The sequence below is a fragment of the Sphingopyxis sp. genome, from assembly GCF_035565275.1.
In the GTDB taxonomy this organism is placed as follows: Bacteria; Pseudomonadota; Alphaproteobacteria; order Sphingomonadales; family Sphingomonadaceae; genus Sphingopyxis.
On the sequence record NZ_DATMST010000019.1, the window covers coordinates 1 to 26,192 of the forward strand.

Sequence of the window (26,192 nt, forward strand, 5' to 3'; positions counted from 1 at the left end):
CCACGCCGCCTCCGCCGCTTCGCTCGTGCCGTTTCCCCACTGCTCGCTCCACCGCGCGGCCGTGCCGGCGGGAAGGCTGGCGCGTTCGGGAAGTTTCCATTCCTCCTGCTGCGCGCGCGAAAGGATCGCATGGACCAGTCGTCGCGGCCCGCCGTCGACGAGCGGCAGCGCGGTCGAAACCACCGCGTGCCCGGGGCTTTTCAGCACCAGCAGCTGCGCCAGCGCGATCCGCAGCACCGCGCGCGATTTGACGTCGTCGGGAAGCGGCTGCGCCGTCGCGCTGTCGATCAGCGCATCGATGTCGACCATCCAGCGAAGCGCCTCGGACGCGATCGCGACGGCGAAGGCGCGATCGGGACCGGTCAGGCCCTGCGCGGCGGCATGCATCGCCACGTCCAGTGGATCACCGCGGCGCAGGATCGCATCGAGAAGTCGCAGCGCCGCGCGGCGCGGTGCCATGCCGGGCGGATCGGCATCGCGCGGCGAGCGACGATTCTGGCGGGGGCGACGGTCAGCCATGACGGAAACGGACGAGGTTGGCGCGAAGCATGGAAAATCCTATAAGGCCGACATCATGACCGACAACAGCGAAAACCGGACCATCGGCGGCACGCCGCGCGCAGCGAAACGGCCCGCGCACATCAAGGCGCCCGCGAACTGGACAAACAACCCGGTCCCGGTGCCGGCGGCGATCCGCGAAGACGAGGCCGAAGCGCAGCCGGGCGGACGCAATCCGGTTCGTTATGGCGACTGGGAGCTCAAGGGTCTCGCGATCGATTTCTGACGCTTCGGTACCGGCGGAGCAGCGAGCGTTGCGAATGGCGGTGATCGACGTCGCGTTCGTGCGGCTACCGCGACCGGCGGTGTGCGAAGGGGGCCGGACAAATCGACGGGCCCGCGCCATCCGGGCGCCGCGTGGCCGCCGCGCGAAATCCGCGACGGCGACCACAGGCATCGATTTTCTCAGACAGCCGGAACTTCGGTAATTTCCGGCACCTTGCCCGCCTTGACCTGTTCGGCGAAGATTTCGCGCATCAGCTGCAACGAGAAGAGATGGGCGAAGATCAGGCCGAGGATGCCATTCTGCATCATCTTGCGCAGCACGTCACCGCGAAGTTCGCGCAGCTTGTTTTCGTCGACCATCTGGAAGCCGCGATAGACGTACGGCTTGTCGTTGCCTTCCTGCTGGATGCTGACTTCGCCGTCCATCAGCAGATCGGCCTTTTTGAGTTCGTCCATGAACATGCCGGTGCGCTGGCCGGCTTCCTCGAAATTCTTGCAGAATTCGAGAATGGCCTGAACCGGCGCGGTGGGCTGGCCGCCCTCGAACAGCGCGTCGCCTTCGTCGAACTTGCCGATCGCGCCCGAGGTCGGGTCGAAGCACAGCGACAATTCTTCCGAATTCGGCTGGAGCCGGGCGAGGAGGAACGGATAGCGGCGGACATAGGCGGGAACATAAACCGGGTTGAGCAGCTTGCCTTCGTCGTCGACGAAGGTGTTCACGCCTTCATTGAGGCCCATCAGCGCCAGCGGAACCGGATTTTCGCCTGCCGAAAACACGATCGGGTAAAAGCGGCAGGCCGACACGAATTCGTCCGACGTCAGCGGAATCGCGTGCTGGCTTACGAGGAAATCGGCCTTGTCGAGCGCACGGGCGTGATAATCGGCATGATCGACGCTCGAAAGCGGCAGAAGATCTTTATAGAAAAGAGGCAGATTGGAAGGGACGGGCGCAGCGGCCATGATCGAACTCCGGCTAAGGGCTCCCGGTGGGCCGGGATAAAAGGGTAAAGGCGCGCCTTATTGACCCGCGACCCGCCGCGCAAGGGGCGATGGCGATCGATATTAATGTTCGGGCAAGGTCTCAGGCGATCAGCTTGCCCGGATTGAAAATCCCTGCCGGATCGAGACCCGATTTTACGCCGCGCAAGGCCGCGAGCCGTGCCGCGCTGTCGAGTTCGGCCAGAACTCCCCGCTTCATCTGCCCGATGCCATGTTCGGCCGAAATCGATCCGCCCAGTTCAATGACGTGCGAATAGACCAGTCGGCTTACGGCTTCGCCATGTTCGGCGAGCCATGCCCGGCCATCGATTCCCGTCGGCGGCTGGACGTGGTGATGCACATTGCCGTCGCCCAGATGTCCGAAGGACAAGGTACGCGCGCCGGGGAAAACATGTTCGAGCCGGCCCGGATTTTCAGCGATGAATGTCGGCATCAGTTCGACCGGGACGCTGATGTCATGTTGCAGCGCCGGGCCTTCGGCGCGTTCGGCTTCCGAAATCGAATCGCGCAGACGCCAGAAGTCCTCGCTTTCCTGGTCGTTCTTCGCGATCACCACGTCGCGGATCAGCCCGGCATCCATTGACGCGGCAAGTTGCCGTTCGAGCGCGTCCCCGAGCGCCCGGTCGTCCTCACCCACCAGTTCCGCGAGCACGTGCCATGGATGCGGTGTGCCAAGCGGCGCGCGCGTCCGGGGAATGTGGCGGAGCACGGCATCAAGGCAGCTCTGCGGAATAATTTCGAACCCTTCGAGCTCGCGGCCGATTGCCGCGTCAAGCCGCCGCAAGAGGGCGAGGGCGGTTGCAGGTGAATCGACCCCCAGCCATGCGGTGCGCCGCGCGGCCGCCATGGGCACCAGGCGCAGCGAAGCAGCGGTGACGATTCCCAAAGTGCCCTCGGCACCGCACAGCAGGTGGCGAAGGTCGTAACCGCGATTGTCCTTCCTGAGCGGAGCAAGGCCGTCGAAGATGCTGCCGTCGGGCAACACCGCCTCGATCCCCGCGACCAGCGCGCGCATCGTGCCGTGACGCAGAACCTGCGTCCCGCCGGCATTGGTGGAAACGAGCCCGCCGATGGTCGCGGATCCCTTGCCTCCGAGCGTGAGAGGAAACCGCAGCCCGCGGGCCAGCACGGCATCGTGAAAATTCTGTAGCACGACCCCGGCATCGGCGACCGCGATCTGCGCGTCCCTGTCGATCTGTCGTACCCTGTTCATCCGCCGCATACTGACGAGCAACTGCTCGCCGCTTGCATCGGGGGTCGCGCCGCCAACCATGCCGCTGTTGCCGCCCTGCGGCACGAGTGCGACGTCTGCCCCGGCGCATAGCCGCACCGCCGCGGCGACCTCTTCGGTCGACGACGGCGACAGCATTGCGGCCGCGCGGCCATGATATTTGCCGCGCCAGTCGGTCAGCCATGGCGCCATCATGTCGGGGTCAGTGCTATAGCCTTTGGGGCCAAGCAGGCGGGCGAGGGCATCGAGCAGCGATGCGGATGGTGGACGCGTCATGCCGTTTCCCTCCGGATATTTTCTGCGCGGCGTTGGCGCAGGGGGTGACAGCAGTTCATTTGATGTTCAATCATCCTTGTTAAAAGGGGCGTTGGACGAATAGTATCTTTTCGTCCAGCGGGCATGGACGCGGGAGCGACGGGTGAGCAGCATCTTCTGTCAGGACGCCGAAGGAGCGGCAGCGAGCCTGTGCTGACGGCGGCATTCCTGTGGTTCGCAGCCGCCGCACCGGTGGCCGACGGGACGGTGCCGGTGGCCGCGCCCGATCCGCTGGTCGCCGTCGTGGTGCCGGCACCCGACCAGGGCAGTTCCTTTTGGCAGGTGGTGATCGAACAGCAGCTCATCATCCGCGTTCCCGCCCGGCGCTCGCCGATCAACAATTTTGCGGCGGGTCCCGGATCGTCGGGACGCGACACCGATCTGCCCGTCGTCTGGAAAGAGAAAAAGGCCCCGAAATGCATTGCGATGCGCAATATAATGGGGATGCAGGCGGTGCAGCGCGACAGCATCGACCTGATCACGCGGCAAAAGCAAAGATTGCGCGCACAGCTCAATCGCGGCTGCCGCGCGCTCGACTTCTACGCAGGCTTTTACATGCAGGGCAGCAAGGACGGGCGACTTTGCGAGGATCGTGACCAGATTCACGCCCGGACCGGTGCAAAATGCGAGATCGACAAGTTCCGGTTGATGGTTCCGGTTCGCGACGACGACGACTGATCGCCTTTTTCGTCGCCTTTCCTTGACTTTTTATCGCCTTTTCCCCAATGGGCGCGGCAACGCTCGCCTGCGTGGGCGGCTGGGCGCTCTCTCTTTTCCGGACATGATACCCCATGAAATTTGCCGACCTCGGCCTTTCCGACGAACTTTTGCGCGCGATCGACGAGTCGGGCTATGACGAAGCGACCCCGATTCAGGCAGGTGTGATCCCGTCCGTATTGATGATGCGCGACATCATCGGCATCGCACAGACCGGCACCGGCAAGACGGCATCCTTCGTGTTGCCGATGATCGATATTCTGGCCCATGGCCGCGCCCGCGCGCTGATGCCGCGCTCGCTGATCCTCGCGCCGACCCGCGAGCTCGCCGCGCAAGTCGCCGAGAATTTCGAGAAATACGGCAAATATAACAAGCTTTCGATGGCGCTGCTGATCGGCGGCGTACAGATGGGCGATCAGGTCAAGGCGCTGGAAAAGGGCGTCGACGTGCTGATCGCGACGCCGGGCCGGCTGATGGATTTGTTCGAACGCGGCAAGATCCTGCTCACAGGTTGCAACCTGCTCGTGATCGACGAAGCGGACCGGATGCTCGACATGGGCTTCATTCCCGATATCGAAAATATCTGCACCAAGCTGCCCGCGAATCGGCAGACCCTGCTCTTTTCGGCAACGATGCCGCCGCCGATCAAGAAACTGGCCGACAAGTTTCTGTCGAATCCGAAGACCATCGAGGTCGCGCGTCCGGCAAGCCGGAACGAAAATATCGAACAGTTTCTGGTCAAGACCTCGGAACGGAGCAAGCGCGACACGCTGCGCGGCCTGATCGAAGCCGAAGACATCGGCACCGCGATCATTTTCTGCAACCGCAAGACGACCGTACGCGAACTGGCGAAGTCGCTCCAGCGCCATCGATACAAGGCGGGCGAAATCCATGGCGACATGGATCAGTCGAGCCGCATCGCCGAACTCGACCGGTTCAAGGCCGGCACGATCAACATATTGGTGGCATCGGACGTTGCGGCGCGCGGCCTTGACGTCAAGGGCGTCAGCCATGTCTTCAACTTCGATGCCCCGTGGCATCCGGACGATTATGTGCACCGTATCGGCCGTACGGGCCGTGCGGGCGCCAAAGGGCGCGCTTTCACGCTGGTGACGCCGTCCGATGGCGAGGCGATCGACAACATTCAGAAGCTGACCGGATATAAAATTCCGGTTCATGGCGGCGGCACCGCAGCGGTCGAAACCGCCGCGCCCGATCGCGATGGCGACGAAGGCGAGCCGCGCCGTGGCCGTTCGGCGCGCGGCGGACGCGGCAAGGGCGCAGCGAAGCCGGACAAGGATTCCGGGCGCTCCACGGATGCCGCGTCCGAAGCGAGACCGGCAAAGACGGCGCGCGGCGATCGCAAGCCGGCACCTGCGCCGAAACCGAAGCACGACGATATCGACGGTCCCGACGATGGCTGGAACGGTCCGATGCCGGATTTCCTGTCGGTCGGTTTCGGCAGCTGACCTCGGTGCGGCAACGGGAGGCAGTCAGAGCCTGACCAGCATTTTCCCGATATTGCGGCCCGCAAACAGGCCGAGGAATGCGTCGGGCGCGGATTCCAGCCCGTCATGTATCGTTTCGCGCATGGTCACCGCGCCGCTGGCGATCAGGCCAGCCATGTCCGCGTAGAATTCCTCCATGCAGTCGATGAACTGATCGGTGTAAATGAAGCCCTCCATGCGGATTCGCGCCGGGATGGCGCGCACCAGATACTTCATTTCCTGCGGCTTGGCGTCGTTATAGACGTCGATCATACCGCAGATCGCGAAGCGCGCGAAATTATTGGCCACCGCAAACGCCGCGTCGAGATGCTCGCCGCCGACATTGTCGAAATAGACATCGATCCCGGGTTTGCCGAGGCGTTCGAGCGCGGCGGCGAGTTGCGGCAGCACAGGTCCGGACTTGTAGTCGACCACGGCATCGGCCCCGAGATCTTCGACCCACTTGCATTTCTCTGCACCGCCGGCGGAGGCGATTACAGTCATTTCGCGGGCCTTGGCGATCTGGACGACAGCCGAACCGACAGCACCCGCCGCGGCCGAGACGAACACCGTATCGCCTGGCCGGGCCGCCGCAATGCGGAGAAGGCCGATCCAAGCCGTGCCGCCGGTCAGGCCCATATTATGAAGAAACGTCTGTGGCGGCATTCCGGCCGCCAGCGCGTCGACAGGCAGCTTGTTGGGCATCATGTCGAGGCCGATGATACCGCCGTCGCGCCAACCGCCCATGTGGAGTATCAGGTCGCCCGCCGCAAAACCGTCCATCGTGCTTTCGAGAATTTCGCCGATCGCGCCGCCGGTCATCGGCTGGTCGATCTGGAAACTCGCCGTGTAGCTTTTGGCGTCGTTCATCCGTCCGCGCATATAGGGATCGACCGAGAGCCACAGGTTGCGAACGCGCAGCTGGTCCTTTTCGAGCGGTGCGTCGGTTGCCTCGCGGAGCGCAAAATTGTCCATCGTCGGCAGCCCCTGCGGACGACTGGTCAAATGCCATGCCTTGGCCATCGGAATCCCCCATTCCTCGATTTTTCGGCGTGGCGGCGGCAATCAGCACAAAAGCCGTTGCCACTGCCAACCGGTGCCGTTAAGACCGCGCCGGTCGCGGGGCCGTAGCTCAGATGGGAGAGCGCTGCAATCGCACTGCAGAGGTCAGGGGTTCGATTCCCCTCGGCTCCACCAGCGACCTCCCGGACCATCAGCCCACAAGATCGCGAACCATATTCTTCGTGCCCCGACGATCGACGCAGGGCTGGAAGACGCCGCGAGCCCGGTCCTGCGCGATGCTTGGGGCATCGGACTTCGCCAGCGACGCCTCCCGACTTGTCAGCTTGCCGGGGTATCCGGCGCGGACTTTTCGCCCAGACGCCGGCGGATGGTGACGACGGCACGGCTACGCCACAGGCCGACGAGCAGCGCGAGGATAATACCCCACGGCAGGATCGCGGCGCCGAGCGTCAGGACGAACGACAATGCCGTGCTGCCGCTGCGCATCAGCGTTTCGCCCGCATTGGCGAAGGGGTTTTCATGTCCGATGCCCGGCAGTCCGCCATCGCTGACATAGTTGAACGCGACGCTGGTCCAGGCGATGCGCGCTTCGCCGACGCGCCGGCTCTGGCGCTCGTCGCCGATCTGGCCGCGGAGCTGGGCGATCTGGGCGAGCAATTCGGCGCGCTCGCGCTTGTCGAGACCGCCCGATTTCAGTCGTTCCTCCAGCCGGGCAATTTCGGCTTCGGAGCCCGCGCTGCGTTGCTGCGAGGCGAGGATTCCGGTGCCGACATCTTCGCCTGCGACGCTTGCGTCGGCGAGGACGCCTTCGGCTTTTTCGACGCTGGCGATTGCATTGGCGCCGAACTTGCGGGCGATACCGGGATCGAGCTTGAACTGCGTCTGCGCCTCGACGAGTTTTTCATCGGTCAGTTGATAACGGACATCGGCGATGCGGCAACGCTGGATGCCTAGCGTTTCGCAGGCGGCCGCATGCTCTTCCTGAATTTTCGAAATGCGGTGGTCGGCGAGGCGGAAGGTATAGGCGTAGTCGAAGGCGACGCCGGGGGCGGCTTCTATGCCGATCCGGGGGGCTGCTGCAGAATCGGCAGAGCTTTCTTTAGCAGCAGCGGTTTCGGCAGTGGAGGTTTCGGTTATCGCAGCATCTTCGGCCGATTTTTCCGAGCAGCCGATCAGGGCGAGCGCCATCGCGCCCGCCAAGAGCTTGTTTCGCATGCAGATTCTCCCAAAGCGCGACTCGTTGGCCGCGTGGGATGGCATATCATAACTAAAGTAGTAGACAATATAAAATCAGGCGGCCTTGACGAAGCTGTCGAGCACCCGCTTGCTGCCGGCCTGATCGAATTCGACCTCCAGCTTGTTGCCGTCGATATCCATGATTTCGCCGTATCCGAATTTCTCGTGGAACACGCGCATCCCGATCGCGAGGTCCGATCGCGCCTTGGCACCGACCGAAGCGGCGGGGCCGCGCTCGGACGGCGCCGGAGCGCGCGTGACCGTCGTGGACGCTGCCATCGCCCGTTGCCACGCCGGTCCGCGGGTCATCGTGCGCGCGGGTTGACGTTCCGCGACATGCGCGAAGGGATCGCCCTGCGCCGACCAGTTCGCGCGCCACAGGCTCTGGCCACCGCCGAAGCTGTTCTCGCTGTCGATATGTTCGGGCGGGATTTCGGCAATGAAGCGGCTTGGAATGCTGCTCATCCACTGGCCGTAGATCCGGCGGTTTGCGGCGTGATAGATGCTTGCGCGCTGCCGGGCACGGGTGATCGCGACGTAGGCGAGGCGGCGTTCCTCTTCGAGACTCTGCGTCCCGCCTTCGTCCATCGACCGCTGTGACGGGAAGACGCCATCTTCCCAGCCGGCAAGGAAGACATGGTCGAACTCGAGGCCTTTCGCGGCATGGATTGTCATGATGGTGACCGTTTCGGTCGTGTCGTTGTTGTCGCGGTCCATGACGAGGCTGACATGTTCGAGGAATTCCTCGAGCGTTTCATATTCCTCCATCGCGCGGACGAGTTCGGAGAGGTTCTCCAATCGTCCCGCAGCCTCGACGCTGCGGTCGGCCTGAAGCATCGCTGTATAGCCTGACTCGTCAAGGATTAGCTGGGTGAGTTCGGGGTGCGACAGCTGGTTCGCCTTTTCCTGCCAGCCGCGGACCTGCGCGACGAAGTTTGCGAGCTGACGCCGGGCCTGCGGGGTAAGCTCGTCGGTTTCGATCAGGCGCGCGGCAGCGTGGAGCAACGATGCCTGTTCGTGGCGCGCATATTGGTGGATGCGCTGGAGTGCCTTGTCGCCAAGCCCGCGCTTGGGGGTGTTGACGATGCGTTCGAAGGCAAGATCGTCGGCAGCCGAATAGACGAGGCGGAGATAGGCGAGCGCATCGCGGATTTCTGCGCGCTCGTAGAAGCGGAAGCCGCCGACGATGCGATACGGCATGCCGATCGCGATGAAGCGGTCTTCGAATTCGCGCGTCTGGAACTGCGCGCGGACGAGGATTGCGGCGCGATCGAGGCTGACCTTGCGATGCTGGAGCGTTTCGAGTTCCTCGCCGATCCGGCGAGCCTCTTCGGGGCCGTCCCACACGCCGACGACACGCAGCTTGTCGCCTGGTTCGAGATCGGTCCACAAGGTCTTGCCGAGCCGGCCCGAATTCTGCGCGATCAGCGCCGAAGCCGCGGCAAGGATTTGCGGCGTCGAGCGGTAATTCTGTTCGAGGCGAATCACGGTCGCACCGGGAAAGTCCTTTTCGAAGCGAAGGATGTTCGCCACTTCGGCGCCGCGCCACGAATAGATCGACTGGTCGTCGTCGCCGACACAGCAGATATTCTTGCGCGTCTGGGCGAGCAGGCGGAGCCAGAGATACTGGCTGGCGTTGGTGTCCTGATATTCGTCGACGAGAATATATTTGAAGCGTTCCTGATATTGTTCGAGCACGTCACGGTGCGTCTTCAGGATCACCAGCATGTGGAGCAACAGATCGCCGAAGTCGCAGGCGTTGAGCGTTTTCAGCCGCGCCTGATACAGCGCGTAGAAATGCTGCCCCTTGCCGTCCGCCCAGGATTCCCTGTCGGCGGCATCGAGATCGGGCGGAGTGAGACCGCGGTTCTTCCACTTGTCGATCAGGCCGGCAAGCTGGCGTGCGGGCCAGCGTTTCTCATCCAGTGCTTCGGCTTGTATCAGCTGCTTGAGCACGCGAAGCTGATCGTCGGTGTCGAGGATGGTGAAATTGCTCTGAAGTCCGACGAGTTCGGCGTGACGGCGGAGCATCTTCGCCGCGATGCTGTGGAAGGTGCCGAGCCAGGGCATGCCCTCGACCGCGTCGCCGATCATGCGGCCGATGCGTTCGCGCATCTCGCGCGCCGCCTTGTTGGTGAAGGTCACCGCGAGGATTTCGGACGGCCATGCGCGGCGGGTCGCCATGATATGCGCGAGGCGCGCGGTCAGTGCTGCGGTCTTGCCCGTCCCCGCGCCGGCGAGCATCAGCACCGGACCTTCGGTGGTGAGCACCGCCTGCCGCTGCGGACCGTTCAGGCCGTGCAGATAGGACGGGTCCGACGGGGCCGGGCGGGTCAGGTCGGGCAGGGAGGCAGGGGTATCGTTCACGCGCGAACGATTAGGGAACAGCGAGCAGGCTGTCCAGTGCAGTGAGGCGGTCCGAGGGGGTGGTTCCGCTGCGTTTCAATTCGTCGAGCGTGACGCGCGCCATCGCGCGATAGGCAGGCAGCAGGTCAGGGCTGTGGGCCCCGAGCGTGGCGAGATGTCCGGCGATCGTTTGTGCGTCGCCCCGCAACAACGGACCGGACAATCCTGCGAAACCGTGATCGAGGCTGTTTTCCAGCGCCGCGCGAACGAGGGGCGCGAGCAGGCCCGAAGGGTCATCGACCCCGGCATCGCGCAACGTGTTCGCAGCGCCGGCGATGAGCGTGACCAGATGGTTCGATGCGTGACAGAGTGCGGCGTGATAGAGCGACCGTCGATCCTCCGCGATTTTCACCGCAATGCCGCCCAGCAACGCAACGATCCGTTCGCCCCGTTCGGTCGCCTCGGGTGTCGAGCCTGTGACCGCAAAACGCGCTCCGCCCATACGCTGCGCTTCGCTCCGCGGATCGCCGGTGAAAGTCATGGCGGGATGAATCGCGGCGGTCAGGGCGCCGGCCATGCGCAATGGCTCAAGGATCGCGGCACCGCTGCGCCCGCTGACGTGAAAGACGATCGGCGTGGAACCACCGGGTAGCAAGCGGGTCAGGTCGGCTATGACGCTTTCGAGCGCATCGTCGGAGACGGCGATCGCAATGGCGTCGCACATGCGCATCAGGCCCTCCGCGTGCGCAGCGACGGCTATGCGGCCAATTCGGGCTGCGGCGGCGCGGGCATGCTCGGCGGTCCGGTTCCACAGCATGGGCGGTGCGATCGAATGCGGGGCGAGTGCAACGGCAAGCGCCTCTGCGACGCGGCCCGCGCCGACGATGCCGACCTGCCGGAATCGGAGTGTGTCCATGCATGGCCTTTACGCGGCGCAGGCCGTTTCGCCAATCGCGCCGCAACCCGCGACCGGACAGCTTACGGGGACTTTATCTTGCCAACCCCTGCATCTAGGGTCGAGGAATGCGGGATTATAAGATCATTCGATTGGCCGGCGCAGCAATTGCTACCCTGGCCCTCGCGGCGTGCGCAGGCGGCAATTATCGCCCCGTGGCCGATACGCCGATACGGATTGGCCCGGCCTACACGATCCGCGGCACGACCTATGTGCCCGCCGCCGCACCTGCCTATGACGCGCTCGGTTATGCGAGCTGGTACGGCAGCGAGTCGGGAAACCGCACCGCGAATGGCGAGCAGTTTCGGCCGGGCTGGATCACCGCCGCACACACGACGCTGCCGCTGCCGACCTATGTCGAGGTGACCGCGCTCGATACAGGCCGGCGGATTATCGTGCGGGTCAACGACCGGGGTCCGTTTGCGCTCGGGCGGGTCATTGATCTGTCGCGCGGTGCGGCGGAACAGCTCGGCATGAAGGCGCAGGGCCATGCGCCGGTTCGCGTGCGCAGGGTCGAACCGACGGAAAGGGATCGCGAGCGCCTGCGCAAGGGAAAACCGGCGGCTTCGCTGGCCCCGGTGTCGCAACGGGAGCTGCAGCGATTGCGGACACAGCTCCCTCCGCGGTGAGCATTCGCGCTTGCATGAAGCCGGGCAAGGCGTTCAAAGCGGCCCCGACATCAATCGGGGAGGGCGTTGCGTGGATCTGGCACCATATCGGGCGCACCGGCGCATCCTGACCGCGAGCCTCGTCGGCACTGCGGTCGAATTCTACGATTTCTATATCTACGGCACCGCAGCGGCGCTGGTGTTCGGCCCGCTCTTCTTTCCCGAAAGTTCGGATTCGGCGCAGCTGATGTACAGCTTCATGACCTTCGGGCTCGCCTTCTTCGCGCGGCCCGTCGGCGCGATCGTATTCGGTCATTATGGCGACCGCATCGGGCGCAAGTCGACGCTTGTCGCGTCGCTGATGCTGATGGGCGCCTCTACACTGCTGATCGCCTTTCTGCCGACCTATGCGATGGTCGGATGGATTGCGCCGTTGCTGCTCTGCATCCTGCGTTTCGGGCAGGGGTTCGGGCTCGGCGGCGAGTGGGGAGGGGCGGCACTGCTTGCGGTCGAGAATGCGCCACCGGGATGGGAATCGCGCTTTGGCATGTTCCCGCAGCTTGGTGCTCCAGTCGGATTCATCGCCGCGAACGGGCTGTTCTTGCTGCTGGGCCTTGGCCTCAGCGACGCCGATTTCGCGGCTTGGGGCTGGCGTATTCCGTTCCTGCTCTCGGCGGTGCTTGTCGGCCTGGGGCTGTGGGTGCGGCTGAAGATCGGCGAGACGCCGGACTTTGCCGAGGCGCTCGAGAAGGGCGCGCCGGTGGCGGTGCCGCTTGGCGATCTGTTCCGGCATCATCTGGTTGCGACGCTCGCGGGAACCTTCGCGGTCGTTGCCTGTTTCGCGATCTTCTATCTCGCGACCAGCTTCGCGCTCGGGCACGGAACAACGGCCCTTGGATATCCGAAGGAGCAGTTCCTGCTGATCCAGCTCGGCGCGATTCTGTTCATGGCGGCGGGGATCATCTTTGCAGGTTATGTCAGCGATGCGTCGAGCGCACAGCGCGTGCTGACCTGGGGATGCGGCGCGACGGTGCTTGTCGGATTCGTGTTCGGGCCGTCGCTGGCGTCGGGAAACTGGTTTCTCATCTTCTTCGGCCTCGCCGTGGCATTATTCGTCATGGGGCTTGTCTATGGCCCTCTCGGTAGCTGGCTGACCGGCCTGTTCCCGGTGCAAGTCCGCTATACGGGCGCGTCAGTCGCGTTCAATGCGGGCGGGATATTGGGCGGCGCGATGGCGCCGATCATCGCGCAGGCGCTAGCCGACCGGGGCGGGACCGCGGTGGTCGGGCTGTATCTGGCGCTTGCCGGGGTGCTGAGCTGGGCGGGTCTGGCTATGGTACGGCGGAGGCCCGGCTGAACTTCTTATCCGGTTTGCGCCGGACCCACCGGCCTACGGCGAAAGCGGTCGAAAAGCCGCCCGTCGATCGCGGCGAGCCCGGCGGCGATGAGCGCCATACCCGCCCAGTGGCGCGGACGCAGAACCTCGCCGAGCACGAGAGTTCCGAGCAATATGGCGGTGACCGGGATGAGCAGGGTGACGAGCAGCGCATTGGTTGCTCCCGCGCGCTGGATCAGGCTGAAGTAGAGGAAGTAGGCGACCGTCGTCGACAATAGCGCGAGCCCGGCCAGTGCCAACAATGTCTGCGTTCCCGGGAAGGGGAGGTGCCAGGGTGTTTCGATCAGCAGCGCGAGCGGCAGGATCAGAACCGTCGCGGCGATCAATTGCCCCGTTGCGACCTCCAGCGGGCCGACACCCCATGTGCGGAACCGGCGTCCGTAGACCCCTGCCAGCGCGTAGGAGAAGGTCGCCACGAGACAGGCAAGCTGCGCCGTCAAGTCGCCGTCCAGCCGGGTCCACAGGTCGCCGCCGATCATGATTGCGACGCCGACGATGCCGATCGATACGCCAGCAAGTTTCGCCGGAGTCGCCTTTTCGTCGGCGGTCAGGAAATGGGCGACGATGACGCCCCAGAGCGGCGTGGTCGCATTGAGGATCGACGCGAGGCCGCTGGCGATGTGCGTCTGGGCATAAGCGAAGAGCGAGAAGGGGATCGCATTGTTGAGGGCGGCGAGCAGAAATAGCGCCGGCCACAGTCCCCGATGCTTCGACATCGTCCTTCGCGTGATCACCATGAATGCGACCATGAGCAGGGCCGACAGGCCGACCCGGCACAGGACAAGCGTCAGCGGTGGCAATTCACCGAGCGCGACCTCGAGGAAGAAAAACGAGCCGCCCCACAGGATCGAGAGAAGGATGAGGATGCTCCATTCGCTGGCGCCCATCCGGAATCGTATCGGTTGCATCATGGGAATGCCCTAAGGTCAGGCGCCCGGCGATGACGTCCCGTTTCTTGCGATCAATGTCAAAGGGGTGTCAGCAACGTCAATCTTGCCTTGCCGACCTTGCGTTCGGCGTCGATGGCAAAGCCTGCGACATCAAGGGTTTCATTGTGCGCAGTTTCGATCGAGATCCAGCTGTCGGGGCCAATCCAGCCGAGGCGGTTGAGCTTGTCGAGCGCGACGCTGCCCGCGCCGGTGTCGTAAGGTGCATCGATCATCAGCAGATCGTACGTGCGCTTTGCGGGGCCGAGGCTCATCACCGAGCCGGCGCGGATATCGGCGCGCGCGGTGGCGTCCAGCGCGCCCAGATTTTTGCGCAGCACTTCCAGCGCATCGCGATCCTGTTCGGCGAACAGGCATTGTTCGGCGCCGCGCGACAGCGCTTCGATCCCGAGCGCGCCCGATCCCGCAAACAGATCGGCAACCGTCAGCCCCTCGAAACTGCCGACGCGGCTCGTCAGCATCGAGAAGAGCGTTTCGCGCGTCCGATCGGCAGTCGGACGCGTCGTATCGTTCCTGGGCGCGAGCAGCTTGCGGCCGCGCCATTCACCGGAGATGACCCGCATCAGCCGAGGTGCCGGCGGAATTTGAACAATTCGTCGCGCGGCACGACGTCGACCGCGCCGAGCGGCATGCCGCCAAGTTCGAACGCGCCGTAACGCGTGCGGATCAGGCGGCTGACCTGCAGCCCGAAATGTTCGAGCACCTTGCGCACTTCGCGATTCTTGCCCTCGGTCAAGGTCATTTCGACCCACTGGTTGCGACCCGTCCGGCGCTCGAGATTGGCGTCGATCTTGCCGTAGCGGACCCCGTCGATCTCTATCCCCATCGCGAGTTCTTCGAGCTGCGCCTGGCTGATGTCGCCAAAGGCGCGCGCGCGGTAGGTGCGCTCGACCCCGCTTGCGGGCAGTTCGAGCTGACGCTTGAATTCGCCGTCGTTGGTGAGGAGCAGCAGCCCCTCGGTGTTATAGTCGAGGCGGCCGACGGGCATCAGGCGCGGCAAATCCCTGGGCAGCAGGTCATAGATCGTCTTGCGCCCCTTGGGATCGCGCGCCGCGGTGATGCAGCCCGCCGGCTTGTTGAAGCGGTAGAGCCGCGTCGAGACAGGCTTGGCGACGGGGTTGCCATCGACCGTCAGCCCTTCGAGCGAGGTGAGCAACGGCGCGGGATGAACCACAACCTGACCGTTGAGCGCAATACGGCCTTCCTCGACCATGCGCTCGACATCGCGGCGCGAGCCGACCCCGGCGCGCGCGAGCAGCTTGGCGATGCGTTGCGGCCCGTCCTCGCGCTCGGTTTCGGCGGGCTTGATCTTCAGTGCCGAGGCGGCGCCGCGCGCGGCGCGACGACCTTTCGGGGCGTCGCGATCGCCCGAGGGTTTCGGCGCCAGGCGGGGCGAGGGGCGGGGTGGACGGCGTGTCGTCATCGGAACGGATGCGGCTTTCTTGTCGTTATTCGGAAAATAGTGTTGCGTTGTGATCACGCTCATAGCCGGAAAAGACCCGCTTCGTCGATGGCAGGCAGAAGCGATCTTGCAGGACGGCACGGAGCGGGTCATGGCGACGTTAAAGGGAGTCGTCATGCTCTTCGCCCATCGCCCGTCCTGTATCAAGCGGCTGCTGATCATCGAAGATGATCCGCTGACCGCGTTCGATAACGAGCACACGCTGAAAGCAAGCGGGTACGAGATCGTCGCGACGGTCGATTCGGGCGAGGCGGCGGTGGCGATCATGGCCGCGGAGCCGATCGATGCCGTCGTGCTCGATCTGGGTCTTGCGGGGCACATGTCCGGACGCGAAGTCGCTCGTCTGGCACGTGATCGCGGTGTTGCGGTCCTGCTGGTGACGGGCCAATGTCCTGCCGACGCCGAGGAGATCGCGGTCGCCTGCCTCGGCAAACCGCACAGCGCCTCTGCGCTCGTCGGCGCGCTGCGCGCGGTCGAAACGATGACGTGCAAGAACCAGGCGCCGCGCAAGGTTGCGGGCCTGACGACCTTCTGGCGCCCCGCCGCGGCGTGACGTGCGAGGGCCATGATGAGGGTGGCCGCTAACGACCGGTTGCGGACTTATCTCTCATCGTCATCCCGGACTTGATCCGGGATCCATGGCCGCACCATCGTATGGATCCCGGATCAAGTCCGGGATGACGAAGGAGAGGGAACGAACGTCCGCTTTCCACCCCGTTTCGGCCATTGGGCAAGCTCGCATCGTTGTCGGAAACCGGTCGGGCAGCTTTCCGGGGCAATTCGGAAAAAAGCGGCCTGCCTGCAACTGACCGGTTGCAGCCGTGAGCTACCAGCGTCGTCCGTCAATCTTTGCCCGGCAATGATAACATGCTGACTGAGTGTCATCATGGTTATACCATTCATGAACGCCGCTGGCCTGTTCGCAATCTGCGCCCTTAGGCGCCAACCCTAACGCCCAAAAGGGTAAGTGCTGTCGAAGCCATGTCCGACGCCTATAAGGCTGGCTTGAATAAAACGTCGCATCGACCATCGGGAAACAGTAGGCGCACCGCAGTTCGCTTTCCACCCCAATGCCGATCTTCTCCCCTGGTATCAAACGGCTCGCCGTGAGGCGCTAATTTAGCCGCTTCCAATTTGGAGCCAAGGCTCTAGGCCTTTGGGTTTGGCGATCCGCGCGCGCGGAAAGGGAGGTTCGCGATGCAGCTTGGGCTCGATTCGTTGATATTGGTGATCGTGCTCGGGCTTGTGGTCGGTCTCGCCTTCGTGATTCCAAGCTTTTCACCCTATCGCAAGCCGATGCCGATCGTGGCCTTTCTCCTCGGCATTTCGAGCGGTTTCCCGCTGACCCTGCTGCTCGGCACCATGACCTTCTGGCTGTCGAAGGTCGGGATCGAGAAATCGACGATCGGTTTCGCGATCGGCCTCACGACCCCCTATACGCTCAAATTCCTGTGGGCACCGCTTGTCGATCGCCTGCCGCTTCCTTTTCTGACGAAGGCGTTCGGGCAGCGGCGCGGCTGGCTGTTCTTTATTCAGGCGCTACTGGTCGTTGCGATCTGGCAACTCGGCACGAGCAATCCGACCAACGACAATCTGGCCCCCTTTGCCTTCTGGGCGATCGTCGTTGCCTTCCTGTCGGCGACGCAGGACATCGTCATCGACGCCTATCGCATCGAAATACTGAGTGACGCCGAATTGCCGCACGGCACTGCGATGAACCAGTTCGGATACCGGACCGGCAATCTGATTGCGGGCGTCGGGACGATTGCGCTGGCGTCGCCCGAAGGGTTCAACCTTGGCTGGGCGGCGGCCTATGGCTTCACCGGACTGGCGATCCTGCCCGCGCTGCTCGGCGCGCTTTATGCGGGACCCGGGCGTTTCGATCCGAACCGCGCGCGGGCCGCAGGCCAGAGTTTTGGTGCCTGGATGCAGGACACGGTGATCAATCCGTTCCGCGAATTCTTTACCCGCCATGGCGCGGTGCTGATCCTGCTCTTCGTGCTCGTCTACAAGGTCGGAGACGCGATGGGGCAGGGGATGCTCAACCCGATGATCGTCGAACTGGGATTCACCGACACCGAATTCGTCGCGATCAACAAGGGCGTCGGCTTTGTCGCGCTGATCGTCGGGTCGGCGGTCGCGGCGCCGTTCATCGCATGGCTCGGCATGGGACGCGCGCTGCTCGTCTCGGGGCTTTTGATGATGTTCAGCAACCTGCTGTTCGCCGTGCTCGCATCGGTCGGTCATTCGCCGTTGATGCTCGCGATCGCGGTGGGGACCGAGAATTTCACCAGCGGCATCGGGCTGACGGTGTTCGTCACCTACCTTTCGGGCCTGTCCAGCCTTGCCTATACCGCGACGCAGTTTGCGCTGCTCTCGTCTTTTGCCGCGGTCGGGCGAACGTGGCTCGCAGCGCCAGGCGGCTATATCGCCGAAGGGCTTGGCTGGGTCGGTTTCTGGCTGTTCACGGTTGTGATCGCGGTGCCCGGAATGCTGCTGCTCTGGATTCTCTGGAAAAAGGGCTTCGTCGTGCAGACGGTGCGCCAGCCGAGCACCGAGGACGACGGGCACGAGGTTGCCCATCCCGAAGAGGACAAGCCTATTCCGGCAGCTCCCGGTTCGCGCTGAGCACGTCGCCGGCGAGGTAGAGCGAGCCGGCGATCAGAACGATTTCGCGCGAAGGGTCGACATCGAGATCGCCCAGTGCGTCTGCAACCGAGGCGGCCGCCTTTGCATCGGCGCCAAATGCAGCGGCGTCATGATGCTCGTGCCCAGGTACGGGAACGACGGTCAGGCTGGCGAGGCGCCCGGCGAGCGGCGCGACGATCGCCGCGGGGTCCTTGTTCGCCAGCATACCCGTGATCAGGTGGATACGCCGCGGTTCGTGCTCGAACTGACGCACGAGTGCAAGACCCGCATCGAGATTATGCGCGCCGTCGAGCCAGATTTCGGTGCCGTCGGGAAGCAGGTCGGCGAGGGGGCCCGCGCCGAGCCGCTGCATGCGGGCCGGCCAGAAAGCTTCGGCGACGCCGCGCGCGATCTCCGCGTCGGTGGGCCGGGGACCGGGTGCGAGGCGCAGCATCGCGATGGCGAGCCCGGCGTTGCGCATCTGGTGCAGGCCGGCCATCTGCGAACGGAGCGGTAGCGCGACCGAACCCAGTTTCGAGCTCCAGCGGAAGGCATCGCCTTCGGCCTCGACGATCCAGCCGTCGCCTTCGGGAAAGAGCGTTGCGCCGACGTCAGCGACCTTGGCCGCGATGGTATCGCGCACGTGCGGCGGATAGGCGAGCGTCGCGACGGGCGTGTCTGGCTTGACGATCCCTGCCTTTTCCCACGCAATACGCATCGCCGGATCGTCGGGGGTTCCCGCTTCGGGTGAGAGCAGGAAGGCTTCATGATCGATGCCGAGCGAGGCGATGCCGGCGACCGCGGGCGGCGGGATGATGTTGGTGGCGTCGAGGCGGCCGCCGAGCCCGACTTCGATGATGCAATCATCTGCCGGGATGCGCGCAAAGGCGAGGAAGGCGGCGGCGGTGGTGACCTCGAAGAAGCTCGCCTGCAGGTCCGCGGCTTCATCGAGCACTTCCTCGAGCAGCGCGGCCAGCAGCGCGTCGTCGATCAGCGTGCCGGCAAGGCGGATGCGCTCGTTGAAGCGGACGAGGTGCGGGCTGGTATAGCTGTGAACCTTGCGACCGCTCGCTTCGAGGATCGCGCGGAGGTAGGCGCAGGTCGATCCCTTGCCGTTGGTTCCTGCGACATGGAAGGTGCGCGGGAGCTGGAGTTGCGGGTTGCCGAGGCGTGCGCACAGTTCGGCAATACGTTCTAGCCCGAGGATGTCGCGACCCGGCGACAGCGCGGCGAGGCGATCGAGCTGGACCTGCACCGCAGGGTCGGAACTATGAGCATGGTCGGCCATGATGGCGTGAGTTGGCTCAGGCCGCCTTTTCGGGCGCGAGATAGCCGATCAGGCGGCCGAGCGTTTCAGGCAGTTCCTTACGGTGCACGACCATGTCGATCATCCCGTGATCGAGCAGATATTCGGCGCGTTGGAAGCCTTCGGGCAGTTTCTCGCGGATCGTGTTCTCGATCACGCGCTGGCCCGCAAAGCCGATCAGCGCCTTGGGCTCGCTGATCTGGATGTCGCCCAGCATCGCATAGCTGGCGGTGACGCCCCCGGTGGTGGGGTCGGTGAGCAGGACAATATAGGGCAGGCCCGCGCGGCGCAGACGCGCAAGCGCCACCGTGGCGCGCGGCATCTGCATCAGCGACAGCGTGCCTTCCTGCATGCGCGCACCGCCCGCGGCGGTGATCGCGATATAGGGCACGCCGCGCCGGATAGCGTCCTCGACCCCCGCGACGAAGGCTTCGCCGACGGCGACACCCATCGATCCGCCCATGAAGGCGAAGTCCTGGACGCCGATCACCGCACCCTTGCCCGAGATGCGCCCGAACGCATTCTGATAGGCGTCACGGTCGCCGGTCTGCGCGCGTGCGGCCTTGATGCGGTCGACATATTTCTTGGTGTCGCGGAATTTCAACGGGTCTTCGGGCGCTGCGGGCGCGCTGATCAACTCGTGCAGGCCGCCGTCGAACAGTTGCGCGAAGCGTTCGGTCGCGCCGATGCGATCGTGATGGTCGCAGCGCGGGCAGACGTTGAGATTGTCTTCCCATTCCTTGACGAACACCATCTGCTGGCACTGGCGGCATTTGTGCCAGAGATTGTCGGCGGTATCGCGCTTGGCGCCGAAAGGCAGGGCGTTGCGGACGCGGTCGAGCCAGCTCATGCGGCGATCTCCTTTGCGCCGTGAATAGCATCGGCGAGCGAACGGGTGAAGGTTTCGACATGCGGCGCGGCGGCGTCGCCATGCGCGGCGATGATGTCGATGAAGGCCGATCCGACGACGACGCCATCGGCGACCTTGGCGATTTCGGTTGCCTGTTCGGGTGTGCGAACGCCGAAGCCGACCGCGACAGGAAGGTCGGTCGCCGCTTTCAGGCGGGCGACGGCTTCGTCGATGCTCGCCTGCGCGGCCTGCTGCAGCCCGGTAATGCCCGCGACCGACACATAATAGAGAAAGCCGCCCGCGCCGTTCAGGACGTCGGGAAGGCGCGCAGCGTCGGTGGTCGGGGTGGCGAGGCGGATGAAATCGATACCTGCGGCGCGGAGGCTCGGACCGAGTTCGGCGTCTTCTTCGGACGGGATGTCGACGCAGATCACGCCATCGACGCCAGCCTTCGCGCATTCGGCGGCGAACCATTCGCCGCCGCGGATCGTCATCGGGTTGGCGTAGCCCATCAACACAAGCGGTGTGTCGGGATGGCGCTGCCGAAACGCTGCGGCGATCGCGAAAATGTCGGCGGTCGTCGTGCCCTTGGCAAGGCTACGCAGGTTTGCGGCCTGGATCGCGGGGCCATCGGCCATCGGATCGGTGAAGGGCATGCCGAGTTCGATCACATCGGCGCCCCCCGCAACGAGCGCGTCGAGATTGGCGGCGGTGTCGCCGTCGCCTGCCGTGATGAAAGCGACGAGTGCGGGGCGAGGCTTGGCGAAGGTAGCGGCGAAGCGGGTCATTCGGCCCATCCCTTCTTCGGCTCCGGAAACTTCCGCTTAAAAAAGGGACGCGTGACAAGGCTCATGAAGAGATAACTCGGAACGAATGCGGTCAGGAATTTCCAGTTTTCAGACACAAGATCGCCGAGAACAAAGCGCAGGGCAAACACCGCAAGGACCAAGACCCCGAAATCAAGCGAAACCAGAACAAATTTGCGATTCACAGCTTCACCCCTAGCGCATCCGCTACCGTGAAGATGTCCTTGTCGCCCCGGCCCGAACAGTTGACGATGATCAGCTTGTCCTTGTCCAGCGTCGGCGCGATGCGTTCGGCGGCGGCGATCGCGTGCGCGCTTTCAAGCGCGGGGATGATGCCTTCGAGCTTGGTCAGCTTCTGGAAGCTCGCCAGCGCTTCGGCGTCGGTCACCGGCTCATACCGCACACGGCCGATTTCGTGGAGCCAGCTATGCTCGGGGCCGATGCCCGGGTAGTCGAGCCCCGCCGAGATGCTGTGCGCTTCGGTGATCTGGCCGTCTTCGTCCTGCAGCAGATAGGTCTTGTTGCCATGCAAGATGCCGGGACGGCCGCCCGCGAGGCTGGCGGCGTGCTTGCCGTCGAGACCATCGCCCGCCGCCTCTACGCCGACTATCTCGACACCTTCATCGTCAAGGAACGGATGAAACAGACCGATCGCGTTCGAGCCGCCGCCCACCGGGGCGATCAGCATGTCGGGCAGGCGGCCCTCGGCTTCCAATATCTGCGCGCGCGCCTCGTCGCCGATCACCGACTGGAAATCGCGGACGAGCTCGGGATAGGGGTGCGGGCCGGCGACGGTGCCGATGATGTAGAAGGTGTCGTGGACGTTCGCGACCCAGTGGCGCAGCGCCTCGTTCATCGCATCCTTCAGCGTCTTCGCGCCGCTCTCGACCGCGACCACTTCGGCGCCGAGCAGCTTCATGCGAAATACGTTCGGCTGCTGCCGCGCGACGTCGACTGCGCCCATGAAGATGGTGCAGGGCAGGCCGAAGAGCGCCGCGACGGTCGCGGTCGCGACGCCGTGCTGGCCCGCGCCGGTTTCGGCGATAATCTTCGTCTTGCCCATCCGCTTCGCTAGCAGGATCTGGCCGATGCAGTTGTTGATCTTGTGCGCGCCGGTATGGTTCAGATCCTCGCGCTTGAGGTAGATCTTTGCGCCGCCGAGATCGTTCGTGAGCCGTTCGGCGAACCATAGCGGGCTGGGGCGACCGACATAATTTTTCAGGAGATCGTCGAACTCGGCCTTGAAGGCGTTGTCCTGCTGCGCGGCGCGATAGTGACGTTCGAGATCGAGGATCAGCGGCATCAAGGTTTCGGCGACATAGCGGCCGCCAAACTGGCCGAAATGGCCGCGCTCGTCGGGGCCGGAGCGAAGGCTGTTGGAAAGCTGGGTCATCGGCCTGCCGCTTTAAGGAAAGCCGCCATCTTGTCCACATCCTTCACGCCCGGCGCACTTTCGACGCCTGTCGATACGTCAACCAGCGGCGCCCCGGTCGCCACGATTGCCTCGGCGACATTGTCGGGGGTCAGGCCGCCCGCGAGGCCCCAGTCCATATAATGGCGATAGTCGGCGAGCAGCGACCAGTCGAACCGCGTGCCGGTGCCGCCCGGAAGTGCCTGTGCGGGCGCGTCGAAGAGCAGGCGGTCGGCGACGCCGTGAAATTTGCGCGAGCGTTCGAGCGTGCCGGCGTCCTTGAGACCGATGGCCTTCCACGCCTCGACCGGAACATGCTGCTTGACCGCAGCAATCCATTCGGGCGTCTCGCCGCCGTGGAACTGAACGATATCGGGGCGCACGGTGCCATAGGCGAGCCCGAACGCCTGCGGCGTCGCGTTGACGAGCAGCAGTGCGACCTTGACCCGCGATCCGGCGCGCTGGCGCAGCGTCGCTGCAGTCTGGAGATCGACATGGCGCTGGCTCGGCTCGTAATGGACAAGGCCGATATGCGTCGCGCCCAGCCGGATGGCGTCATCGACGGCGTCGGGCGTCGTGAGCCCGCAAATCTTCACCAATGGGGGCATGATGGCCTCTAAAGCGTGGCTTCGATCGCGCGCGCGGCGAGATCGGGGTCGGTCGACTGGCTGATCGGGCGGCCGACCACCAGGATCGATGCGCCGTCGGTCATCGCCTGCGCCGGCGTCACGACGCGCTTCTGGTCGGCGGCGGTGCCGTTCGCCGGGCGAACGCCGGGGACGACGAAGAAGCCGCCTGGCCAGACCTTGCGCGCCGCCTTCACTTCCTGACCCGAACAGACGATGCCGTCGAGCCCGGATTCGCGCGCGAGTGCGGCAAGGCGGACGACCTGATCATGCGGGGTGCCGCCGACGCCGATGTCTTCGAGATCGGGCGCGTCGAGGCTGGTGAGCACGGTGACCGCGACGACCTTGGTGTTCAGCCCCGCCGCCGCCTTTGCCTCTTCGAGCATCGCGCGGCCACCCGCGGCGTGGACCGTCAGGATCGCGGGTTCGAGCGGGCGCAGCGCCTGGATCGCCTTGGCGACGGTATTCGGAATATCGTGCAGTTTCAGGTCGAGGAAAAGCGGCAGGCCGATCTTCGCCATTTCATGCACGCCGTGATGGCCGTTGGCGCAGAAGAATTCGAGCCCCAGTTTCAGCCCGCCGACATGGTGCCGCACCTTCTGCGCCAGCGTCAGCGCGGCGTCGAGGTGCGTCGTATCGATGGCGAGATAGAGGGGAGAGGTCATGGCTTGTCCGTGGAGAAGAGGTCGGTGGGCGCGGGGGGGATGTCGTTGACAGGTGCCGCCGCGGGTTCCGGGTTGACGGGCCGGTTCGCGAGCGCGCGGAGGTCGGCCGCCTGCCGCTCGCTCGCGTCGAGCCGGCGTTTCAGCGACCAGCGCGTGGTCCGCAGCGCGATCCACGTCGGAACCGAACCGATGAGGAAGGCGGCGAAGATCAGGACCGGCAATTTGGTGTCGAGGACCTGCCCCGGCCAGATCGTGACGGTCACCGGAATCCAGTTCGCCATGGCGAAGATGACGAGTATGGCGGTCAGCAAGACCCAGATGATCGTTCGCAGGATACCCACTTCGCTTGCTCCTCCGTCGGTCTTGCAGCCGACCCTATGACAGATTGCCGCGCGATTCCAGTCCGGGCTACGCCGCCCCGAACACGCGGTCGAAGATCGTGTCGACGTGCTTCATATGATAACCGAGGTCGAAGAGCGCGGTCAGGTCGTCGGCCGACAGGCGTGCGGTCACGTCAGCGTCGGCCTTGAGCAGTTCGAGCAGTGAAAGTTCGCCATCGCTTTCCCACACCTTCATCGCGTTGCGCTGGACAAGCGCATAGCTGTCCTCGCGGCTCGCGCCGGCCTGGGTCAGCGCCAGCAGAACGCGCTGCGAGTGGACGAGGCCGCCCATGCGATCGAGGTTCTTCTGCATGCGCGCCGGGTAGACGAGCAGCTTGTCGACGACGCCGGTAAGGCGCGCGAGCGCGAAGTCGAGCGTGATCGTCGCATCGGGACCGATGAAGCGTTCGACCGACGAGTGGCTGATGTCACGCTCGTGCCACAGCGCGACATTCTCCATCGCGGGGATCGCCGCGCTGCGCACCATGCGCGCAAGACCGGTGAGATTTTCGGTCAGCACCGGATTGCGCTTGTGCGGCATCGCCGACGAGCCTTTCTGGCCCGGCGAGAAATATTCTTCGGCCTCGAGCACCTCGGTACGCTGAAGATGGCGGACCTCGACCGACAGGCGCTCGATCGACGAGGCGACGACGCCGAGCACCGCAAAGAACATCGCATGGCGATCGCGCGGGATCACCTGCGTCGAGACGGGTTCGATGGCGAGACCGAGCTTCGCTGCGACATGCGCCTCGACGCGCGGGTCGATGTTGGCGAAGGTCCCCACGGCGCCCGAGATGGCACAGGTCGCGATTTCGGCGCGCGCGGCCTGCAGGCGGAGCTTGCAGCGCGAGAATTCGGCATAGGCTTCGGCGAGCTTGAGCCCGAAGGTGACGGGTTCGGCGTGAATGCCGTGGCTGCGGCCGATCGTCGGGGTGAGTTTGTGCTCATAGGCGCGACGCTTGATCGCCTCGAGCAGCGCGTCCAGGTCGGCGAGCAATATGTCGGCAGCCTGACTGAGCTGGACCGCGAGGCAGGTATCGAGCACGTCGCTGGACGTCATTCCCTGATGCATGAAGCGTGCTTCATCGCCGACATTTTCCGAAACCCAGGTCAGGAAGGCGATGACGTCATGTTTGGTGACCGCTTCGATCGCGTCGATCGCGGCGACGTCGATCACGGGGTTGGTCGCCCACCAGTCCCACAATGCCTTCGCAGCCGATTTCGGAACAGTGCCCAGTTCGGCAAGGGCGTCGGTCGCGTGCGCTTCGATCTCGAACCAGATGCGAAAGCGATTCTCGGCCGACCAGATAGCGGTCATTTCCGGCCGTGCGTAACGCGGAACCATTGATTTTCCTTCCTTTTCGGACACCCTGTCGCGGAAACCCGGCGGAACCACGACGGGGCGCCCCGTAGCAGGGACGGGGCGTTTCGCCAAATGCGGATGGCCCGCAACTTTGCGCAAATCGGGTGAGTTGACCCTATGCCCCATCAGAAGGCGACAGGTCGCACTGACATCCAGACGTCGCCGTTACAGGAGAAAATACGTGTTGAAACAAGTGCTTTTGATTGGCGCCGCCGCCGTGAGTTTCCCTGCCATGGCGCAGACCACTGCGCCGGCTGGCGAAGAACCGGCTCCGACGACGCAGTCACAGCCTGCGCCGACCGATACCACGGCGCCTGCGCCGGATAGCCAGCCGGACGACGCCACGCCGACGGATGACAATGCGCCGAGCGAAGACGCAACCCCGAGCGATACGCCCACGACGACCGATCCGGCCCCGTCGACGGACGAGCCCGCCCCGGAACCCGAGCCCGAAGCGGAGCCGCGGTAATTCCAGGCTTTCCCATACAGGAGTAAGATCATGTTGAAACAGATGCTATTAATCGGTGCCGCTGCGGTGAGCTTCCCCGCGCTGGCGCAGTCGACCCCGCCCGCCGACCCGACGACGCCGCCCGCGGCTGGTGAACCTGCACCGGGTCCGGATTCGACCACTCCGCCGACCGACACGGCTCCC

26 protein-coding genes, 1 tRNA gene and 1 pseudogene are annotated in these 26,192 nt (G+C 64.5%); 8 read left to right on the forward strand and 20 right to left on the reverse strand.

Annotated elements, in window-relative coordinates:
• Positions 1–519, reverse strand: a 519-nt coding sequence (locus tag VN047_RS01560; RefSeq protein ID WP_325539333.1) for a transcription antitermination factor NusB, incomplete at its 3' end; no start/stop codon positions are given.
• On the opposite strand from VN047_RS01560, the gene VN047_RS01565 reads away from it, so the two are divergent.
• On the forward strand, positions 518–784 hold the full coding sequence (locus tag VN047_RS01565; protein WP_325539335.1) for a DUF1674 domain-containing protein: 267 nt from the start codon (positions 518–520) through the stop codon (positions 782–784). The genes VN047_RS01560 and VN047_RS01565 overlap by 2 nt on opposite strands.
• 179 nt (positions 785–963) lie before the next feature.
• On the opposite strand, the gene VN047_RS01570 is transcribed toward VN047_RS01565, so the two are convergent.
• Together VN047_RS01570 and VN047_RS01575 are read right to left on the reverse strand one after the other, a co-directional pair.
• Complete coding sequence (locus VN047_RS01570) at positions 964–1,743, reverse strand: SapC family protein (RefSeq protein ID WP_325539337.1); 780 nt, start codon at positions 1,741–1,743, stop codon at positions 964–966.
• A 121-nt stretch (positions 1,744–1,864) separates the two neighbouring features.
• Positions 1,865–3,289, reverse strand: coding sequence for an FAD-binding oxidoreductase (locus VN047_RS01575; protein WP_325539339.1), 1,425 nt, complete (start codon positions 3,287–3,289; stop codon positions 1,865–1,867).
• A gap of 189 nt (positions 3,290–3,478) precedes the next feature.
• Between VN047_RS01575 and VN047_RS01580 the strand changes: the two genes are divergently transcribed.
• Both VN047_RS01580 and VN047_RS01585 read left to right on the forward strand, forming a co-directional pair.
• The gene (locus VN047_RS01580; RefSeq protein WP_325539341.1) at positions 3,479–4,006 is read left to right on the forward strand and encodes a hypothetical protein; all 528 of its coding nucleotides are present in this window, start codon (positions 3,479–3,481) and stop codon (positions 4,004–4,006) included.
• Positions 4,007–4,119: 113 nt separating this feature from the next.
• Positions 4,120–5,514 (forward strand): DEAD/DEAH box helicase, encoded by a 1,395-nt coding sequence (locus VN047_RS01585; protein WP_325539343.1) that lies wholly within the window; start codon positions 4,120–4,122, stop codon positions 5,512–5,514.
• Between the two features lie 24 nt (positions 5,515–5,538).
• Here VN047_RS01585 and VN047_RS01590 read toward each other — a convergent pair whose 3' ends face one another.
• Positions 5,539–6,555, reverse strand: coding sequence for an NADP-dependent oxidoreductase (locus VN047_RS01590; protein ID WP_325539345.1), 1,017 nt, complete (start codon positions 6,553–6,555; stop codon positions 5,539–5,541).
• Positions 6,556–6,653: 98 nt separating this feature from the next.
• Here VN047_RS01590 and VN047_RS01595 point away from each other — a divergent pair.
• Positions 6,654–6,729 (forward strand) — tRNA-Ala (locus tag VN047_RS01595).
• Positions 6,730–6,873: 144 nt separating this feature from the next.
• Here the strand turns inward: VN047_RS01595 and VN047_RS01600 are convergent.
• The 3 genes from VN047_RS01600 to VN047_RS01610 all read right to left on the reverse strand — a co-directional run bounded on the left by VN047_RS01600 (position 6,874) and on the right by VN047_RS01610 (position 11,053).
• Positions 6,874–7,770: a DUF4349 domain-containing protein gene (locus VN047_RS01600; RefSeq protein ID WP_325539347.1), complete on the reverse strand. Its 897-nt coding sequence runs from the start codon at positions 7,768–7,770 to the stop codon at positions 6,874–6,876.
• Between the two features lie 75 nt (positions 7,771–7,845).
• Positions 7,846–10,158 carry an ATP-dependent helicase gene (locus VN047_RS01605; RefSeq protein WP_414712647.1) on the reverse strand — a complete coding sequence of 771 codons (2,313 nt, stop codon included), beginning with the start codon at positions 10,156–10,158 and terminating at the stop codon, positions 7,846–7,848.
• Positions 10,159–10,168: 10 nt separating this feature from the next.
• Positions 10,169–11,053, reverse strand: coding sequence for a DUF2520 domain-containing protein (locus tag VN047_RS01610; protein ID WP_325539349.1), 885 nt, complete (start codon positions 11,051–11,053; stop codon positions 10,169–10,171).
• Positions 11,054–11,160: 107 nt separating this feature from the next.
• Between VN047_RS01610 and VN047_RS01615 the strand changes: the two genes are divergently transcribed.
• Positions 11,161–11,721, forward strand: coding sequence for a septal ring lytic transglycosylase RlpA family protein (locus VN047_RS01615; RefSeq protein WP_325539351.1), 561 nt, complete (start codon positions 11,161–11,163; stop codon positions 11,719–11,721).
• Positions 11,722–11,797: 76 nt separating this feature from the next.
• The gene (locus tag VN047_RS01620; RefSeq protein WP_325539385.1) at positions 11,798–13,057 is read left to right on the forward strand and encodes an MFS transporter; all 1,260 of its coding nucleotides are present in this window, start codon (positions 11,798–11,800) and stop codon (positions 13,055–13,057) included.
• Between the two features lie 5 nt (positions 13,058–13,062).
• Here VN047_RS01620 and VN047_RS01625 read toward each other — a convergent pair whose 3' ends face one another.
• From VN047_RS01625 to VN047_RS01635, 3 genes are read right to left on the reverse strand one after another with little or no spacing between them, the layout of a single operon-like run.
• Positions 13,063–14,007, reverse strand: coding sequence for a DMT family transporter (locus VN047_RS01625; RefSeq protein WP_325539353.1), 945 nt, complete (start codon positions 14,005–14,007; stop codon positions 13,063–13,065).
• 56 nt (positions 14,008–14,063) lie between these two features.
• Complete coding sequence (gene rsmD / locus VN047_RS01630; protein WP_325539355.1) at positions 14,064–14,606, reverse strand: 16S rRNA (guanine(966)-N(2))-methyltransferase RsmD; 543 nt, start codon at positions 14,604–14,606, stop codon at positions 14,064–14,066.
• Positions 14,606–15,466: a pseudouridine synthase gene (locus tag VN047_RS01635; protein WP_325539357.1), complete on the reverse strand. Its 861-nt coding sequence runs from the start codon at positions 15,464–15,466 to the stop codon at positions 14,606–14,608. Before VN047_RS01635 ends, rsmD begins: the two co-directional genes overlap by 1 nt.
• 130 nt (positions 15,467–15,596) lie before the next feature.
• On the opposite strand from VN047_RS01635, the gene VN047_RS01640 reads away from it, so the two are divergent.
• Positions 15,597–16,058 carry a response regulator transcription factor gene (locus tag VN047_RS01640; RefSeq protein WP_325539359.1) on the forward strand — a complete coding sequence of 154 codons (462 nt, stop codon included), beginning with the start codon at positions 15,597–15,599 and terminating at the stop codon, positions 16,056–16,058.
• Positions 16,059–16,702: 644 nt separating this feature from the next.
• Positions 16,703–18,133, forward strand: coding sequence for an AmpG family muropeptide MFS transporter (locus VN047_RS01645; protein ID WP_325539361.1), 1,431 nt, complete (start codon positions 16,703–16,705; stop codon positions 18,131–18,133).
• On the opposite strand, the gene VN047_RS01650 is transcribed toward VN047_RS01645, so the two are convergent.
• The 10 genes and pseudogenes from VN047_RS01650 to VN047_RS01695 form a co-directional block, all read right to left on the reverse strand.
• Positions 18,105–19,421 carry a bifunctional folylpolyglutamate synthase/dihydrofolate synthase gene (locus tag VN047_RS01650; protein ID WP_325539363.1) on the reverse strand — a complete coding sequence of 439 codons (1,317 nt, stop codon included), beginning with the start codon at positions 19,419–19,421 and terminating at the stop codon, positions 18,105–18,107. The two genes, VN047_RS01645 and VN047_RS01650, sit on opposite strands and share 29 nt — an antisense overlap.
• Positions 19,422–19,437: 16 nt before the next feature.
• Positions 19,438–20,289 (reverse strand): acetyl-CoA carboxylase, carboxyltransferase subunit beta, encoded by an 852-nt coding sequence (gene accD, locus VN047_RS01655; protein WP_325539365.1) that lies wholly within the window; start codon positions 20,287–20,289, stop codon positions 19,438–19,440.
• Positions 20,286–21,077 (reverse strand): tryptophan synthase subunit alpha, encoded by a 792-nt coding sequence (gene trpA / locus VN047_RS01660; RefSeq protein ID WP_325539367.1) that lies wholly within the window; start codon positions 21,075–21,077, stop codon positions 20,286–20,288. The genes accD and trpA overlap by 4 nt, the downstream gene beginning before the upstream one ends.
• Positions 21,074–21,280 carry a hypothetical protein gene (locus tag VN047_RS01665; protein ID WP_325539369.1) on the reverse strand — a complete coding sequence of 69 codons (207 nt, stop codon included), beginning with the start codon at positions 21,278–21,280 and terminating at the stop codon, positions 21,074–21,076. Before VN047_RS01665 ends, trpA begins: the two co-directional genes overlap by 4 nt.
• The gene (trpB, locus tag VN047_RS01670) at positions 21,277–22,488 is read right to left on the reverse strand and encodes a tryptophan synthase subunit beta (protein ID WP_325539371.1); all 1,212 of its coding nucleotides are present in this window, start codon (positions 22,486–22,488) and stop codon (positions 21,277–21,279) included. The genes VN047_RS01665 and trpB overlap by 4 nt, the downstream gene beginning before the upstream one ends.
• Positions 22,485–23,114, reverse strand: coding sequence for a phosphoribosylanthranilate isomerase (locus VN047_RS01675; protein ID WP_325539373.1), 630 nt, complete (start codon positions 23,112–23,114; stop codon positions 22,485–22,487). The genes trpB and VN047_RS01675 overlap by 4 nt, the downstream gene beginning before the upstream one ends.
• 8 nt (positions 23,115–23,122) lie before the next feature.
• Positions 23,123–23,797, reverse strand: coding sequence for an orotidine-5'-phosphate decarboxylase (gene pyrF, locus VN047_RS01680; RefSeq protein WP_325539375.1), 675 nt, complete (start codon positions 23,795–23,797; stop codon positions 23,123–23,125).
• A complete protein-coding gene (locus VN047_RS01685) occupies positions 23,794–24,138 on the reverse strand; it encodes a LapA family protein (protein ID WP_325539377.1) in 345 nt (114 codons plus the stop codon). Before VN047_RS01685 ends, pyrF begins: the two co-directional genes overlap by 4 nt.
• Before the next feature lie 67 nt (positions 24,139–24,205).
• On the reverse strand, positions 24,206–25,522 hold the full coding sequence (gene purB, locus VN047_RS01690) for an adenylosuccinate lyase (RefSeq protein WP_325539379.1): 1,317 nt from the start codon (positions 25,520–25,522) through the stop codon (positions 24,206–24,208).
• Positions 25,523–25,705: 183 nt separating this feature from the next.
• Positions 25,706–26,192: pseudogene (locus VN047_RS01695) on the reverse strand (hypothetical protein); the annotation flags it as partial.